Annotated in this window: 17 protein-coding genes; 8 read left to right on the forward strand and 9 right to left on the reverse strand. The window is 54.0% G+C overall.

Translation table 11 applies throughout. The features are described 5' to 3' along the window. Positions 1 to 190 precede the first annotated feature (190 nt). The 3 genes from PM04_RS14770 to PM04_RS14775 are packed head-to-tail and all read right to left on the reverse strand — an operon-like array spanning position 191 to position 997. The gene (locus PM04_RS14770) at positions 191 to 547 is read right to left on the reverse strand and encodes a hypothetical protein (RefSeq protein ID WP_038008246.1); all 357 of its coding nucleotides are present in this window, start codon (positions 545 to 547) and stop codon (positions 191 to 193) included. Beyond that, complete coding sequence (locus PM04_RS18340; RefSeq protein WP_255347916.1) at positions 540 to 674, reverse strand: hypothetical protein; 135 nt, start codon at positions 672 to 674, stop codon at positions 540 to 542. Before PM04_RS18340 ends, PM04_RS14770 begins: the two co-directional genes overlap by 8 nt. Next, positions 671 to 997: a DUF6626 family protein gene (locus PM04_RS14775; RefSeq protein WP_038008247.1), complete on the reverse strand. Its 327-nt coding sequence runs from the start codon at positions 995 to 997 to the stop codon at positions 671 to 673. Before PM04_RS14775 ends, PM04_RS18340 begins: the two co-directional genes overlap by 4 nt. Positions 998 to 1,145: 148 nt before the next feature. On the opposite strand from PM04_RS14775, the gene PM04_RS14780 reads away from it, so the two are divergent. Beyond that, positions 1,146 to 1,772, forward strand: a complete 627-nt coding sequence (locus PM04_RS14780) for a hypothetical protein (protein ID WP_038008250.1) — start codon at positions 1,146 to 1,148, stop codon at positions 1,770 to 1,772. Positions 1,773 to 2,388: 616 nt separating this feature from the next. On the opposite strand, the gene PM04_RS14785 is transcribed toward PM04_RS14780, so the two are convergent. Further along, the gene (locus tag PM04_RS14785) at positions 2,389 to 3,327 is read right to left on the reverse strand and encodes an ABC transporter permease (protein WP_052068508.1); all 939 of its coding nucleotides are present in this window, start codon (positions 3,325 to 3,327) and stop codon (positions 2,389 to 2,391) included. Between the two features lie 162 nt (positions 3,328 to 3,489). On the opposite strand from PM04_RS14785, the gene PM04_RS14790 reads away from it, so the two are divergent. Further along, entirely contained in the window at positions 3,490 to 4,221 is a 732-nt protein-coding gene (locus tag PM04_RS14790) for a UTRA domain-containing protein (RefSeq protein ID WP_052068509.1), read from the forward strand. 46 nt (positions 4,222 to 4,267) lie between these two features. On the opposite strand, the gene hutU is transcribed toward PM04_RS14790, so the two are convergent. The 4 genes from hutU to hutI are packed head-to-tail and all read right to left on the reverse strand — an operon-like array spanning position 4,268 to position 9,475. After that, positions 4,268 to 5,935: a urocanate hydratase gene (gene hutU, locus PM04_RS14795; RefSeq protein ID WP_038008254.1), complete on the reverse strand. Its 1,668-nt coding sequence runs from the start codon at positions 5,933 to 5,935 to the stop codon at positions 4,268 to 4,270. Continuing rightward, entirely contained in the window at positions 5,932 to 6,732 is an 801-nt protein-coding gene (gene hutG, locus PM04_RS14800; protein WP_038008256.1) for an N-formylglutamate deformylase, read from the reverse strand. Before hutG ends, hutU begins: the two co-directional genes overlap by 4 nt. Continuing rightward, entirely contained in the window at positions 6,729 to 8,267 is a 1,539-nt protein-coding gene (gene hutH, locus PM04_RS14805) for a histidine ammonia-lyase (RefSeq protein ID WP_038008259.1), read from the reverse strand. The genes hutG and hutH overlap by 4 nt, the downstream gene beginning before the upstream one ends. Further along, positions 8,264 to 9,475 carry an imidazolonepropionase gene (gene hutI, locus PM04_RS14810; protein ID WP_038008261.1) on the reverse strand — a complete coding sequence of 404 codons (1,212 nt, stop codon included), beginning with the start codon at positions 9,473 to 9,475 and terminating at the stop codon, positions 8,264 to 8,266. Before hutI ends, hutH begins: the two co-directional genes overlap by 4 nt. 85 nt (positions 9,476 to 9,560) lie before the next feature. Between hutI and PM04_RS14815 the strand changes: the two genes are divergently transcribed. Then, positions 9,561 to 10,919: a formimidoylglutamate deiminase gene (locus tag PM04_RS14815; RefSeq protein WP_081946149.1), complete on the forward strand. Its 1,359-nt coding sequence runs from the start codon at positions 9,561 to 9,563 to the stop codon at positions 10,917 to 10,919. On the opposite strand, the gene PM04_RS14820 is transcribed toward PM04_RS14815, so the two are convergent. After that, positions 10,880 to 11,467: a HutD family protein gene (locus PM04_RS14820; protein WP_038008265.1), complete on the reverse strand. Its 588-nt coding sequence runs from the start codon at positions 11,465 to 11,467 to the stop codon at positions 10,880 to 10,882. The two genes, PM04_RS14815 and PM04_RS14820, sit on opposite strands and share 40 nt — an antisense overlap. A gap of 353 nt (positions 11,468 to 11,820) precedes the next feature. On the opposite strand from PM04_RS14820, the gene PM04_RS14825 reads away from it, so the two are divergent. The 5 genes from PM04_RS14825 to PM04_RS14845 all read left to right on the forward strand — a co-directional run bounded on the left by PM04_RS14825 (position 11,821) and on the right by PM04_RS14845 (position 14,156). After that, positions 11,821 to 12,123 carry a hypothetical protein gene (locus PM04_RS14825; RefSeq protein WP_038008267.1) on the forward strand — a complete coding sequence of 101 codons (303 nt, stop codon included), beginning with the start codon at positions 11,821 to 11,823 and terminating at the stop codon, positions 12,121 to 12,123. Beyond that, complete coding sequence (locus PM04_RS14830; RefSeq protein ID WP_038008268.1) at positions 12,120 to 12,845, forward strand: hypothetical protein; 726 nt, start codon at positions 12,120 to 12,122, stop codon at positions 12,843 to 12,845. The genes PM04_RS14825 and PM04_RS14830 overlap by 4 nt, the downstream gene beginning before the upstream one ends. Before the next feature lie 57 nt (positions 12,846 to 12,902). Beyond that, positions 12,903 to 13,289 (forward strand): hypothetical protein, encoded by a 387-nt coding sequence (locus PM04_RS14835; protein ID WP_038008269.1) that lies wholly within the window; start codon positions 12,903 to 12,905, stop codon positions 13,287 to 13,289. A gap of 89 nt (positions 13,290 to 13,378) precedes the next feature. Further along, positions 13,379 to 13,837: a hypothetical protein gene (locus PM04_RS14840; protein WP_038008271.1), complete on the forward strand. Its 459-nt coding sequence runs from the start codon at positions 13,379 to 13,381 to the stop codon at positions 13,835 to 13,837. Next, a complete protein-coding gene (locus PM04_RS14845; protein ID WP_038008274.1) occupies positions 13,830 to 14,156 on the forward strand; it encodes a DUF3768 domain-containing protein in 327 nt (108 codons plus the stop codon). The genes PM04_RS14840 and PM04_RS14845 overlap by 8 nt, the downstream gene beginning before the upstream one ends. The last annotated feature ends 452 nt before the right edge of the window (positions 14,157 to 14,608 follow it).

Below are 14,608 nucleotides of genomic sequence, written 5' to 3' on the forward strand. Positions count from 1 at the left end.
TCATCTTCTTAACTATGCTTCTCGCGCCTTCTCACAACCAAAACCTACAAGCCCTACGAATTCCAACATCTGCATATATTCTGCCCAAAAGCGCACGTAACACATCAACCCGCGTAAACACTCACACGTAGCGATCCCAGCAAACTCACCGCCTTACACCTGCGTACACAGCGCACTAGGTACCACTGCACTACAAACCACCCACAGTACTCTGTGTGCCTTGTGGCTTAAGCCTGTCATAATCTGCTTGTGATGTTGCCGTACTGGTAGCGGGCGGCATGCCTGACGGGGATTGCTGTGGCGCTGGAGCAGGGGGCTTAGACGCACTTGGCTTTGGTGCCGCTGCAATAGCCTTACCCATACGCGACTTTGGCTGTTTCTTTGCTTTGACGTCACCGCCGTTTAGCCGTGTGTCCAGCTTGTTGGCGAGAAAGCTTGCGGTATTGGCAAAGGTCTTGATGTCATCAACGGCTTGCTCAAGACTTCCTGTGCCAGAGCCTTTCTCTATGACATCGATTAGTCGGCGCAGTTCATCACGGTCATCCATGCGCAATACCCAACTGTACAAAATCGGGTGATGCAAAATCACCACCTAACTTCTGTAAGTACTTGCCCATAAAAAACCGCAGCGCAGATTTTTGCGGCTGCAAAACCAATTTCGGATGATCACTCATACCGCCATCCGTTCTGGCGCACGCCACACTGCCTCTGACTGCTCAGCTATGGCTCTGTCACAAAGAGCCTTTAGATATGCCAAACGCTCACCCCATACTTGATGATCTTGCTGATCACTTGCGGCCAATCGCGCTGCATAATACCCGAGCTTGCTTGCACAAATGCTAAGGGTTTCCAGACTTGGTTCAGTGTTGTGATAGCGCAGCACGCGGATATAGCCCTCACTGCGTCCCAGCCAGCTGTGACAGAACTCTGGTGTGTTCTGTACAATGCCCGTTGCGATCAATTCATCGCGCATGTGTTCTAATAGTCTTATGCTCATCCAATCCTCCAATGCGTTGTTTGCATTGTATTTATCAAAACACAGATGAGCTTGCACAGCTTGGCGAAGAGCGTGTGTAATAGAACACCACACTGCCGTTTCTGCCCCATTTTGCGTGTTCGTTGATAAATAAACATGGAGGTCCGCAATGGGATTTGAGCAACGCAAACAAGAACGACAGGCATTGGTACAGCACTTGTTGGCCCAAAACTGGAATGTGTTTGGCACGCTCAAGTTCGTGAACGGCAGGACCATTGGCAGAAAAAGCGCCAACAAGCTCCTACGCAGCTACTGGAATAAAGTGGACCGCGTAATCTATGGCAAAGCAGCTGAGCGTCAGAACATGCGGGTGCCACGCTGGTGCTTTGCACATGAGGGCGCGGATCACGAGAACTTCCATGTTCACTTCGTAATGCCGAGTCCATTGCAGGACACAGAACACATGTGCTGTTTGCTCAATGCAATCTGGGCGCAGCATCACACACAAACAGCGCCACTGGCAAAGAACTGGATCATGCCAGTGCAGGATCGCATGGCTGTGACGAGCTATGTCACGCATGAGTATTGGCGCATGGGCAGCGAGACACTTTTGGACGAACTATGTTGGGACAGAACATCGGCCAATACCATGGCGCAGTATAATCATGCACAGCAGGCACATCGCATTACGCGGGCAGCCAGCCCACTCTGGCTACAGCAGGCACAACAGGCATTAAACACACAACAGGCACAATATGAGGCAAACGGTGATTTGCAGATGATGGAGCGTGGCTAAGCCCCTTCGCGCAGCAAACACCTGAGCAGTTTGAACAACACAGATGCCAAGGCGCAGGTCTTGGCACATCCTTGTTCACGAGCAAGTGTTCGAACTAACGAAGGTTCAAAAGAACACAGAACATCAACAAAGGCTCAAACGAACTTGATCAAACAGACAGAGACTTAACAATAAGGCAGCGTCAGCGGAGCAAACCGTTAGACGCTTTTTTTGTGGGCGTAGCTTCGGTGCCGTACGCTGTGATGTGTATGTTGGTCATGCTGTGCAGATACAGGTGACTACTAGGGCACCTAAGGTGAATTCCCTCTAAATCTCATATTATCACATATAATCAGATACTTGACTGTCTTTCCGGTCGTCCGTCATGGCGTCTGAACATACGCTTTAGCTGTAACCAAACAGCAAGGAGCGGATATGACACATCTGGCAAAGCTTACATTCAAAACAGTAGATCGCAGTGCAAAACGCGATCCCATCATAGCGCGACGTGATAAACTTGTAGCAGGGCTCAAGGAACAAAAACTGGTGCACGCTGCAGCGCTCAAGAAGGAAGATCACCGGGTTGAGCGGCACAAGTGGATGACCAACGACATGGGTGAACGTGTGGCCGTCAAAGCTATGCGCACTGTGCGTCCGTGGTTCTTTGCACAAGACGGTGGCTGGTATGTGCAGTCGCGGCAAAGATGAGGCACGCTGCCTGTACAACTGTGACATCCCGGTTCGAAACTGCATCCACAAGGATTTGCCCAAGGCCCGGATAGACAAACACCACCTCGACCAAGACAACGCCGACAATCAGATAGGCCAAGTTCAAGGCGATCACATTGATGATGGGGGCCAGCGCATTTGGCAGGGCATGCACCGCGATAACACGCCACCGTTTAATGCCCTTGAGATGCGCCATCTCGATGTAAGGTAACGCAAGCAAATTCAGGATCGCTGCTCGCGTCATGCGCATCATATAGGCAAGCACGATGAGCGTAAGTGTCATAGCTGGCAAAAATGTTCTGTAAAGCCGCTCACCCAATCCCATGTCTACATCCACATTGGCAAGGCTGGGGAACCATCCCAGGCCAACCGAAAAGATGAGGATCAGGATATAGGCGATGAAAAATTCAGGGAATGAAATCGCGGCCAACGTAGAGCTTGAAAGCACCCGATCAAAGACAGAGCCGTTGTAAAGCGCTGCCAGCATGCCTGAAACAACAGCGATGGGCACGGCGATTGCAGCGGCATAACCAGCTAGAAAAAAGGTGTTCGCAACCCGGTGACCGATCAGCTCTGAAATGGGCCGTTGGTTTGCCAGCGAAATCCCGAAGTCCCCGGTAAGTGCGCCTCCCAACCAGGAAAAGTAGCGCTCATGGACAGGACGGTTGAGGTCAAACTTTTCCCGGAACGCAGCCAAACTCTCTTCGGTCGCCGCCTGGCCCAACATTTCTGTTGCAATATCGCCGGGTAGCAATTCGATCGCTGCAAAAATGATGATCGTAACAATCCATAAGGTCAGGAGCCCGATCAACAAACGCTTAAGAATTATTGACAGAATTGAGTTCATAATCACACTTTTGTCTGAGTAAAGTTGCTTATGTCTAGGTTTATACTAAGATGGTGGTGCTCTGTATATGTTGGCTACAGCAGGTCCGCTGGATGACTATTTAGCTTTGCTAAAACGCGAAGCTACCTTTAGGACACTTGGGTCAAGATTAGATCTGCGGTAATGCAGAATAAAGTAGTCATATTGCCAGAGAGGCGGTGCGCGGTGAAAGCCACTTACAAAGATGTGAAATCCGACATCCTGTCGAAAATCACCAAGGGAGAATGGGCACCGGGCAGCCTTGTTCCCAATGAAGTCGATCTGGCTGCGACTTACGGCTGCGCACGGGCCACCGTAAACCGTGCGATGCGCGAGTTAGCGGATGATGGATTGATTGAACGGCGGCGAAAGGCAGGCACTCGGGTTCGGATGACGCCGATCCGGCAAGCGCGGTTTGATATTCCTATCGTGCGTGCCGAGATCGAAGAAAAAGGCGCAGAATATCGCTATTCTCTTGTTAGCAGTTCCATTGAACCGGCACCGGATTGGTTGCGTGCACGGTTAAAATTGTCCGACAAAAGCAAAGTTTTGCGGTTGGTTTGTATGCATTATGCCGACGGCGATCCGTATCAGCATGAAGATAGATGGATAAGTCTTACCAGCTTACCGCAGGCGCAGACGGTTGATTTTTCAGACGTAGGACCGAATGAGTGGTTGGTGTCGACCATCCCATTTTCAGACGTTGAAATCAGTTTTTCGGCAGGATTGGCAGATCAAAGGCTGACAGACTATCTTACCTGCGCCATTGGCGATCCGGTCTTTACCATTGAGCGATCAACATGGTGGGAAGGTCATGCGGTCACATACGTCCGGTTGACGTATAGACCCGGTCACCGATTAACGACCCGTTACTAAACATGCATTGCGCCACTGTCATCATCTGACAGCGGCGCAATATTTCTCACAAAATGCCGGGCAGGTTCAGGCCGTTTTCGCGCGCGCAATCCAATGCCTCGTCATATCCCGCATCCGCATGGCGCATGACACCCGTGGCCGGGTCGTTCCATAGTACACGCGCAATACGGCGGTCTGCGTCTTCGGTCCCGTCACAGCAGATCACCATGCCGGAGTGTTGCGAGAAGCCCATGCCAACGCCGCCACCGTGGTGCAGCGATACCCATGTGGCACCGGATGCAGTGTTCAGCAGCGCGTTCAACAATGGCCAATCTGATACAGCGTCAGAGCCGTCTTTCATCGCCTCGGTTTCACGGTTTGGCGACGCGACAGAGCCAGAGTCGAGGTGGTCACGGCCAATCACGATCGGCGCCGACAGCTCTCCGGTACGGACCATTTCATTGAAGGCCAAGCCCAATTTGTGACGCACACCTAGACCAACCCAGCAAATACGCGCGGGCAGACCTTGGAAGGCAATCCGTTCGCGTGCCATATCAAGCCAGTTATGCAGATGTTTGTCCTCAGACAGGATTTCTTTGACCTTGGCATCCGTTTTGTAGATGTCTTCGGGGTCGCCCGAGAGGGCCGCCCAACGGAACGGACCAACGCCACGACAGAAAAGTGGACGGATGTAAGCCGGTACAAAACCGGGGAATGCGAAAGCGTTTTCAAGCCCTTCCTCAAGTGCGACCTGACGGATGTTATTGCCGTAATCCAGTGTCGGTACGCCAGCGTTCCAGAAATCTACCATCGCCGCAACGTGGACCTTCATCGAGGCGCGTGCAGCTTTTTCGACCGCCTTAGGATCGCTTTCGCGCTTGTCCTTCCACTGCGCCATCGTCCAACCCTGCGGCAGGTAACCATTGATCGGATCATGTGCAGAGGTTTGGTCCGTCACGATATCAGGGTGCACGCCGCGCTTTACCAACTCAGGGAAAATATCAGCGGCATTGCCGAGCAAGCCGACTGATTTAGCCTCGCCCGCAGCGGTCCAACGTTCGATCATTTCCAGCGCTTCATCCAGCGTTTCGGCCTTTTCATCGACATATTTCGTGCGCAAGCGGAAATCGATGCTCTCGGGATTACACTCCACAGCGAGGCAGCAAGCACCCGCCATCACAGCCGCCAAAGGCTGTGCGCCGCCCATGCCGCCAAGGCCACCCGTCAAAATCCATTTACCTTTGAGCGAGCCATCATAATGCTGACGACCTGCTTCAACAAAGGTCTCGTAGGTGCCTTGAACAATACCCTGCGAGCCGATGTAAATCCAACTGCCAGCGGTCATTTGACCGTACATGGCGAGTCCCTTTTTATCGAGTTCGTTGAAGTGATCCCAAGTCGCCCAATGGGGCACGAGGTTGGAGTTGGCGATCAAAACGCGCGGTGCGTCTTTGTGTGTCTGGAACACGCCGACTGGTTTGCCCGACTGAACCAGCAGGGTCTGGTCTTCTTCCAGATTACGCAGGGAGGCGACGATCATGTCGAAGTCTTTCCAAGTGCGCGCAGCGCGGCCGATGCCGCCGTAAACCACCAATTCGTGCGGATTTTCAGCCACATCAGGGTGCAGGTTGTTCATCAGCATGCGCAGCGGCGCTTCGGTCAGCCAGCTTTTGGCGGTCAATTCGTTTCCGGTTGCGGGAAAGATGTCACGGGTGTTCTTGCGAGGATCGCTCATGATGTGCCTTTCAGGGAGGGGGCCAATACGGCCAGTTGTGTCAGGATGGATGTGAGGTGCGGTCGCAGAACTGCGGCTTTGTTGTCGTCAAAGGTCCACGGGCTTGTCTCGGCGGTCAGGTAGGTGCTCTGTGCGAGTTCCATCTGGATTGCGTGCATGCCTTTGTCTGGTTGGCCGTAGTGGCGTGTTGTCCAACCGCCTTTGAAACGGCCGTTGGTGATCGAGGTATAGCCGGACGCCGCGTTGCAGACCGTTTGCGCTGCTATTTCAATTCCAGAAGCGCAGGTGGTGCCCATGTTTGTGCCAATGTTGAAGTCGGGCAGAGTGCCGTCAAACAGGAACGGAATGCCCGAACGGATGGAATGACAATCATACAAAATCGCGACACCGTGCACATCACGCACGCGCTCAAGTTCGGCCTGCAATGCGGCGTGATAGGGCGTGTGATAGGCGGCTTGGCGCGCTTTCACCGCCGCCTCATCGGGGGGATTGATCCAAATGTCATGGCCGTCAAAATCTGTCAGCGGCACAAGGCCAGTGGTGTTTTGGCCGGGATAAAGGGACACGCCCGACGGGTCGCGGTTGGCGTCAATGACGTAGCGGTGGAAGGTGGCGCGGACCGTAGAGGCCCCCGCCAGCACGCCATCATAAAGCGTATGAATGTGCCAGTCTGTGTCATCCAATCTTCGCCCGCGCGGGTTCAAATCGGCCATGATGTCATCTGGCACATACGTACCCGTGTGGGGCAGGCCCAGAACAATTGGGCTATCACCCTGAAAGACGTCTACAGGTGTCACGCATCAAACTCCGGCATGTCGATGGCGGCGGCGGTAACGATTTCACCGCTGGCGATCATGCGCGTCGCACGCTCAAGATCCGGCGCTAGGTAGCGGTCTTCACCCAAAGTCGCCACGTCCTGACGCACGCGGGTTACAACGCGTTGCAAGGTGTCGCTGGTAGTCAGAGGAGCGCGGAAATCAATGCCTTGTGCACCGCACAGTAATTCAACCCCCAGAATACAGTTCAGGTTGTCGATCATCGGCCCAAGGCGGCGTGCACCGTGAGCGGCCATGCTGACGTGGTCCTCTTGGTTGGCCGATGTGGGCGTGCTGTCCGTCACACAGGGGTTCGCCAGATGTTTGTTCTCGCTCATCAAAGCGGCGGTGGTGACTTCGGCAATCATGTAACCACTGTTCAAACCCGGATTGGGAGTCAGGAACGGCGGTAGGTTAAAGCTGAGGACCGGGTCAACAATCAGCGCCACACGGCGTTGCGCAATCGCGCCGATTTCGGCAATGGCCAGCGCGATCATATCGGCGGCAAAGCCAACGGGCTCGGCGTGAAAGTTGCCGCCAGACACGATCAGATCAGCACCGACCAGCACCAACGGGTTGTCCGTGGCGGCGTTGGCCTCAACCTCTAACGTGCGGGCCGCCATACGCAACACATCCATTGCGGCACCTGTCACCTGGGGCTGACAGCGGATGCAATAGGGGTCTTGGACGCGCGCATCATCGACAACATGGCTGTCACGGATTTCAGATCCTGCGAGCAAAGCGCGCATGGTTTCGCCCGCCTCGATCTGGCCGCGGTGGCCACGCAGGGCATGGATTTCGGGCTGAAGCGGAGCGGTGGAGCCCATGATCGCATCAGTGGAGAGAGCCGAAGTGACAAGCGCGGAATGTGCACCGCGCCATGCACCAAACAGACCGGCAAGGGCGAAGGCGGTAGAAAACTGTGTGCCGTTGATAAGCGCAAGGCCTTCCTTCGGACCAAGTTCTACAGGCGTCAGGCCTGCGGCGGCCAGCGCCTTATCCCCGGACATGACTTTGCCACCGAATTCTGCTTCGCCGTGACCCATCATAGCAGCGGCCATATGAGCAAGCGGGGCCAGATCGCCAGAGGCGCCAACGGAGCCTTGGGCGGGGATGACAGGCGTTACGCCCTTATCCAGCATGGCCTCAATCAGATCGACAATTTCGAGCCGCACACCGGAAGCGCCGCGCCCGAGGCTGAGGAGCTTAAGCGCCATCAACAGGCGCGCATGGCCGCGCGGGATCGCAGGGCCAACGCCACAACAATGGGACAGGATCAGATTGCGCTGCAGAGCGGCAGTGTCCTTCGCCTCAATCTTGACCGACGCAAGTTTGCCGAAACCAGTGTTTACACCGTAAACGGCATCCGTTCCAGCGACCGCTTTGGCTATCCGCGCATGGGCCAGTTCGATTGCGGGGCGGCAGGCGGGATCAAGCCGTACAGAAGCTTCTTCGCGGAAAATTTTCTCCAGATCAGCCAAAGTTACAGCGCCGGGAGTGAGAGTTAATACGGTCATGACGTGGCTCCGAAAATACGGGTGTGAAGGGGGTTAAAGCCGATGCGATAGGCAAGTTCGGCAGGGTGTTTGATGTCCCAAACTGCAAGTTCGGCGCGCATGCCTGCCTTGATTATCCCGACGTCTTTGAGGCCAAGGGCGCGTGCGGCATTTTGCGTGGCACCGCGCAAGACTTCTTCCGGGGTCATGCGGAACAGGGTGCACCCCATGTTCAGCGCCAGCAGCAGCGAATTGAGCGGCGAGGAACCCGGATTAACATCGGTGGCGATTGCCATGGGAACACCGTGTTTGCGCAGCAGGGCAATGGGTGGTGCTTGTGTTTCGCGGATGGTGTAGAAGGCACCGGGCAAGATGACGGCGGTGGTGCCCGCGTCTGCCAAGGCCTTGACGCCATCCTCATCAAGATATTCGATATGGTCAGCAGACAATGCGCCGTAGCTTGCGGCAAGCTTAGCACCGCCAAGGTTGGACAGTTGTTCAGCGTGCAGTTTGACAGGCAGGCCAAGTTCGACAGCCACATCAAACACTCGTGCGATCTGGGTTGTATCAAATGCAATGCCTTCACAGAACCCGTCGACGACATCAACCAGCCCTTCAGCGTGAGCGGCACGTAGGGCAGGGATGCATACCTCATCGATATATACATCGTCTCGGCCTTCATATTCGGCCGGGGTTGCATGGGCACCAAGGAAGGTGGTTTTGACGCGGATAGGGCGGTTTGCCATGACTGCACGGGCAACCCGCAGCATCCGCAATTCAGTCTCTGTATCGAGGCCATAGCCGGATTTGATCTCAATCGTGGTCACGCCTTCAGCGATCAGCACATCAACACGGCGCAGGGCATCTTGAAGCAGTTGGTCTTCTGTGGCGTTGCGGGTGGCTGTCACGGTCGAAACAATGCCACCACCAGCGCGCGCAACCTCTTCGTAGCTCGCCCCATTCAGGCGCATTTCGAATTCTACCGCGCGATCACCACCATGCACGATGTGCGTGTGGCAATCGATCAAACCTGGGGTTAGGAGGCGACCACCAAGGCTGGTACGGTCCAGGGATATATACATGTCGGGCAAGGACGCAGCGGGACCGACCCATTCAATCACCCCGTCCATCACAGCAATGGCTGCGTCTTTGATCAAGCCGTAGGGCGCATCCGATTCGCCCATCGTCGCTGCGTTCAAATCAACAAAAAGGGTGTTCTTGTTAGTCATGGTAGTCCACCGATGATCAAAATTTTCGCTTTTCTAGTACGCGCTAGTGTGCTTTATGTCTATACATAAAAACGAGGATCTCCAAATGATTTTTGCAAAGCAAGCCAAACTTTCTACCGGATGGGCGTCCAATGTGCGTGTGACGCATGCGGACGGACGCATCACTGATATCGCGCCAAACCAAACGCCGGACGCGCATGACACCTGCGTTGACACCCTGTTGCCAGCCCTTGCAAACCTGCACAGCCACAGTTTTCAGCGGGCGATGGCGGGGATGACCGAATACCGGATGGCAGGCAAAGACAGCTTTTGGACGTGGCGCGATTTGATGTACCGGTTCACCGCTAACCTGACGCCCGAACATATCGAAGCGATCGCAGCTTTTGTGTTCTTGGAGATGCAAGAAGCGGGCTATGCCAGCGTCGGCGAATTCCATTATCTGCATCATCAGGCCGGTGGTGCGACCTACGATGATCTGGGAGAGCTTTCGTCACGCATCGCCACCGCAGCTGCAAAGACCGGGATCGGTCTCACACATTTGCCAGTGCTTTATACCTACGGTGGCGCGGGGCAAATGCCGCTTGAGGCAGGACAGGCGCGCTTTGGCAATTCAGTGGACCGGTTCAATGATCTTGTCGCTCGGGCGCGGGATGTCGTGGCGCACTTGCCAGCCGATTGCCAAGTCGGGATTGCGCCGCATTCGCTGCGGGCCACATCGCCCGATGATCTGAAGGCAGTGCTTGCCGCCCATACCGCAGGCCCCGTTCACATCCACATCGCAGAGCAACCCAAAGAAGTCGCCGACATCTCGGCGTGGTTGGGCGCGCGACCCGTAGAATGGTTGCTGGCTAATGCGGACGTGACAACAAACTGGTGCCTGATCCATGCCACCCACATGACAGCTGATGAAACTACAAAGATGGCAAAGTCCGGAGCAGTGGCTGGCCTTTGCCCCGTGACCGAGGCAAACTTGGGCGACGGTCCGTTCAATGGCCCCGGCTATTTGGAAGCGGGCGGCGCGTTCGGCGTTGGGTCGGATTCAAACGTTCTGGTCTCACTGACCGAAGAGTTGCGTACGTTGGAATATTCTCAACGCCTACGCGATGTGGCGCGCAACGTTATGGTTGTGGGCGAAGGATCCGTTGGGGACACGATTTACACGGGTGCTGCTAAGGGTGGCGCACAGGCGCTTGGGCGCGGCGCGGGTGAAATTGCCGTGGGCGAGCTGGCCGATGTTGTGGCGATTGACAGCGCCGCACCGTCGATGTGCGCGCTGCGTCAGGATCAGATCCTGGACGGCTTGGTGTTTGCAGCCAAAGACGATGTCGTTACCGACGTTTGGTCAGCAGGACGTCATGCCGTACAATCGGGTCGCCACGTCAAACGCGACGACATTGTCGCGGCTTACAAATTGGCGATGCAAAGCTTGATGGCATCTTTGTGATCTAGGTAGTCCAGTCGTATTTCCAAAACGGCGTCGTCCTCGTCCAGATGTAGGGCGGCGTCATTGCTGTCGATGAACATCGTGTCGCCCTCAGCCGTATGGACCGCGTTGATTTCCGGAGCGCCGGCCAGAACGTGAAAGGCCAGCAGCCCATGTTCAGGTCGGGCAACCAACCCTTTGAATGGGTCACGTCGTGTTGTGACGGAGCCGTCGCAAAGCATTGGATCAAACATCAAATTCAGATCAGTCAATGGGCCGTCGGTGAGGCTGGATTGGACTTTCAGCGCACCGTCAAAGTGTACGGGCTGCCACATACGGGCTGTTATGGTGTGGGTCGGGGCCTGCAATTCCATCGCGCCGCCAGACACCACCGTCAGAACGCGCGTCATGCCAGCAAAGTCTGAAAATGGCCCGTCCTGTGCAACGTCAGCCCGACTGATCGTCCAGGCAGCGCGATCAGCCAAAAGGCCTTTGGCAATACTGCGGGTGATTCCGCCCCCGTTTTTCCAAGGGACATCAACCAGTTCATTTCGCTTAAGGACATGCATGTTTGAATCTTTCCCAATTTTGAATCACGCGACTTGACCGACGTAATGATGGGTTTTATCTGATGGGGGTAGATTCCGGTAGGGGGCAGGATCGTATCACAAGGATTTCTGTCGCCGCCGCTTCATAATATCGAGCACAGTATTTTTGCTGATCCCAAGATCGCGGGCGATCCATCGGTATGATCGACCGTCTTCCACGGCTTGAACGACCTTTGGCGCGAGCTTGTCGGATTTCGGGCGTTGGCCTGGCTGGCGACCGAGCTTCTTTCCTCGCGCCCTTGCAGCGGCGAGCCCGGATTTCACCCTCACCGGAGATGAGCAAACGCAAATCTGCACCATGCTGGAGAAAGATTATGGATAGGCAAACACTCATGTTGGAATTGAAGGGGCTATCACAGGTGGTGAACGCTGACGTGCGTGATCTTGTCTACAAGCGCCAAGCTGTGAGCACTTTGGCAGATGAATACGAGGCAGTGAACCCGTTTTATGACATGTTGGACGTCTTAGAACGTGATCTGTCTCATGCAATTGATTGCTCGATCTTTGAGAACCTATCCCGGGAAGCCAGTACTGTTTTTGCTGACCAATGGAAGCAGATGTCTGTTTATCAGCAATTCCAATATCTCGAAGACTACGTGCGAGGTGCTTCCAAATGAAGGATCAAAACACAAGCTTGAGTGCACTCAATGCCGTCCTGGATCAAATCGTTCGTGATTGGATTAGCATTGTTAATTTGGATGTTGAGTTTTGCTTTGCCTATGATGACGATGATCCCAATCCATATACATCAGCCATCAGCGGATATCAGGCCGATGCTTATAATTTTGCTGATTTTGGCAGCTGTGTTGTTGGTGATGAAGGTCCGATTGCTGTCACAAGTTGGCCAAATTTGGGCGGTAAGACGGCAATCATCTCAACATCCATCCGTGTAAACTTCCCAGAGCCTTTGATGCGAATATTTAAGCACCACGTATCTCAGGAACTTTTTGAACACCCATTTGAGTATGTTGCGTTTGACTGCAAAATTGATCTGCCTGATGTCGAACGTTATTCCATTATGATGTACCTGAGTGGGGCGGTTCGTAATATCCAATTAGATGCGTATTCTGAGACTGTATTGCGCAAGAATGCATCTGCACTGATGGTTGCATTAGAGCCTTACGCCCTCTGGTTTGAATTTGCTGCACATCTGGCCGATGACCTTGAAGATGCAAATAAGCGTGCCTTGCTGATCAAGCATCTCCGCGTTATCTGCGCTTACTTGGATTGTAGCGGTGACCTGAGTTTTGCAAAACTGACCACGCTATGCGGTGTTGCTGGAAGCCTGCAGCCTGCGGCTTCTTTGATCCAAAAGAAGATGCCTGAACTTGTGGTCTGACTGAGAATAGTCAGGCTTAGTACATACAGGGGCGGTGCGCTCCAGAAAGTATACATCGTGATTGATGATGACGTGGCTGACTTGCTCGAAGCATCAGGCCTGGCGGTTTTATGGCGGTCTCAGGCACCTTTTTATGCAGCGGAGCTTCAAGTACTGCGTGCGGTTGACTGTTGCTTGCGTGAAGAGACGGCGTGCTTTGGTGACATGGAAGATCGCGTAGAGCATATGCTGGCGGATACTGTAAGCATGGCGGCATCTGAGATGAGTGATGGTGAGCGTAGCGCGTTCTTTCCGATCTGGGATCAGCTTGAAGAACATGTGCAGCTCTATGTGCTGAACGGCTACAACGAGCTGCCGCCGATGAAGTGTGGGCCTGAGGATTGTACGATGCGCAAGCGGCGCAAAGTAGCGATCACTCATTCAGGTGGATCTGATCTTAATTAAATAAAATCAGTTACTTGACTGTCTTTTTGGTCGTCCACTGCGTTGTTTGAACATACGCTTTAGCTGTAACCAAACAGCTAGGAGCGCACATGACACATTTGGCAAAGCTTACATTTAAGACAGTTGATCGCAGCACTAAACGCGATCCGATTATAGCACGACGTGACAAACTCATAGCAGGGCTCAAGGAGCAAAAGCTGGTTCATACAGCAGCACTCAACAAGCAAGATCACCGCGTTGAACGACACAAATGGATGACCAATGACATGGGGGAACGTGTGGCCGTCAAAGCCATGCGCACAGTGCGTCCGTGGTTCTTTGCTCAAGACGGCGGCTGGTATGTGCAGTGCAGATACGGGGCGCGTGTAATCGCAGCTGATGGCGCGAACAACGCCGTACTAGTCAAAACACTGGAAGACGTAGCTGGTGTTTTTGATGCTTTCCTCAATGCAGCGGCGGCAGGAGAGCTGGACACAGCCATCACCAAAGTAGCTGAGCGACAGCCACGCCTAAAGCCAGGGGCTGCCAAAGCTGCGGCAAATGCATGATACAACCACAGCCAATATAGCAGCGCTTAATGATCATGCACGGCGCTCATTCACAGGGTGTCGTGTTGTAATCACCCAAGGCGTGCAGGCACTAAATGACCTGCCGTCAGTGCTGGACCAAGTGCGCAGGTACAGCGCCTTCACGCCCAACAATGATCCATATGGAGAACATGACTTCGGGTCGTTCATCCACCATGATATAACCATCTTTTGGAAAATCGATACCTACGACGCGGACCTGCAAATGCATTCGCCAGATCCCAGCGATCCAGCTGTCACGGCGCGTGTACTTACGATCATGTTGGCAGAGGAGTATTGATTTTGCACAAAAGTATCAGGATGACACTTTGTGCATTCTGGCTAATCTATCGCCATGTGCGATTCCTCCTCACACCAATTGCTGTGGCAGGCAGTATTGTTCCAAGTCCTTCGGGACATTCGTGACGCAAACCGTGGACAGGAAGGCTATAAAGATTTTGTCACTGCGGCGAGGTGGGTTGGGAGCTATCCATCCCGCGAGTTTAATGAAGTGTGTATGCTGGCAGGGCTTGAGCCTGACTTTGTGCACCCAAGATTTGTAAAGATCATCAAAGAAGCTGAGGCCAAAAGCGCTGCGCGTAAAACCACGAAGAGAGCGCCTGTTGCAATGGCTGCAGAATAGTCAGTTTTGGACGGTTTTTTGCTGTCGTTGATAAATACACGTGAAGACTAAAATGGTTGTGCTGTCTTTAAGATCGGCGACAGGCTCTATGCATCGTAAGATGCCCCAAG

The organism is Thalassobacter sp. 16PALIMAR09 (assembly GCF_000765485.1).
GTDB classification, from domain to species: domain Bacteria; phylum Pseudomonadota; class Alphaproteobacteria; order Rhodobacterales; family Rhodobacteraceae; genus Thalassobacter; species Thalassobacter stenotrophicus.

Excerpts from the sequence above, each read along its gene's own strand:
- PM04_RS14845 (WP_038008274.1), top strand. The coding sequence starts at position 13,830 with ATGCATGATACAACCACAGCCAATATAGCAGCGCTTAATGATCATGCA.
- PM04_RS14770 (WP_038008246.1), bottom strand. The coding sequence starts at position 547 with ATGGATGACCGTGATGAACTGCGCCGACTAATCGATGTCATAGAGAAA.
- PM04_RS14780 (WP_038008250.1), top strand. The coding sequence starts at position 1,146 with ATGGGATTTGAGCAACGCAAACAAGAACGACAGGCATTGGTACAGCAC.
- PM04_RS14785 (WP_052068508.1), bottom strand. The coding sequence starts at position 3,327 with ATGAACTCAATTCTGTCAATAATTCTTAAGCGTTTGTTGATCGGGCTC.
- PM04_RS14820 (WP_038008265.1), bottom strand. The coding sequence starts at position 11,467 with ATGCATGTCCTTAAGCGAAATGAACTGGTTGATGTCCCTTGGAAAAAC.
- PM04_RS14775 (WP_038008247.1), bottom strand. The coding sequence starts at position 997 with ATGAGCATAAGACTATTAGAACACATGCGCGATGAATTGATCGCAACG.
- PM04_RS14825 (WP_038008267.1), top strand. The coding sequence starts at position 11,821 with ATGGATAGGCAAACACTCATGTTGGAATTGAAGGGGCTATCACAGGTG.
- PM04_RS14815 (WP_081946149.1), top strand. The coding sequence starts at position 9,561 with ATGATTTTTGCAAAGCAAGCCAAACTTTCTACCGGATGGGCGTCCAAT.
- hutU (WP_038008254.1), bottom strand. The coding sequence starts at position 5,935 with ATGAGCGATCCTCGCAAGAACACCCGTGACATCTTTCCCGCAACCGGA.
- PM04_RS14840 (WP_038008271.1), top strand. The coding sequence starts at position 13,379 with ATGACACATTTGGCAAAGCTTACATTTAAGACAGTTGATCGCAGCACT.
- PM04_RS14830 (WP_038008268.1), top strand. The coding sequence starts at position 12,120 with ATGAAGGATCAAAACACAAGCTTGAGTGCACTCAATGCCGTCCTGGAT.
- hutH (WP_038008259.1), bottom strand. The coding sequence starts at position 8,267 with ATGACCGTATTAACTCTCACTCCCGGCGCTGTAACTTTGGCTGATCTG.
- hutI (WP_038008261.1), bottom strand. The coding sequence starts at position 9,475 with ATGACTAACAAGAACACCCTTTTTGTTGATTTGAACGCAGCGACGATG.
- PM04_RS18340 (WP_255347916.1), bottom strand. The coding sequence starts at position 674 with ATGAGTGATCATCCGAAATTGGTTTTGCAGCCGCAAAAATCTGCGCTG.
- PM04_RS14790 (WP_052068509.1), top strand. The coding sequence starts at position 3,490 with ATGCAGAATAAAGTAGTCATATTGCCAGAGAGGCGGTGCGCGGTGAAA.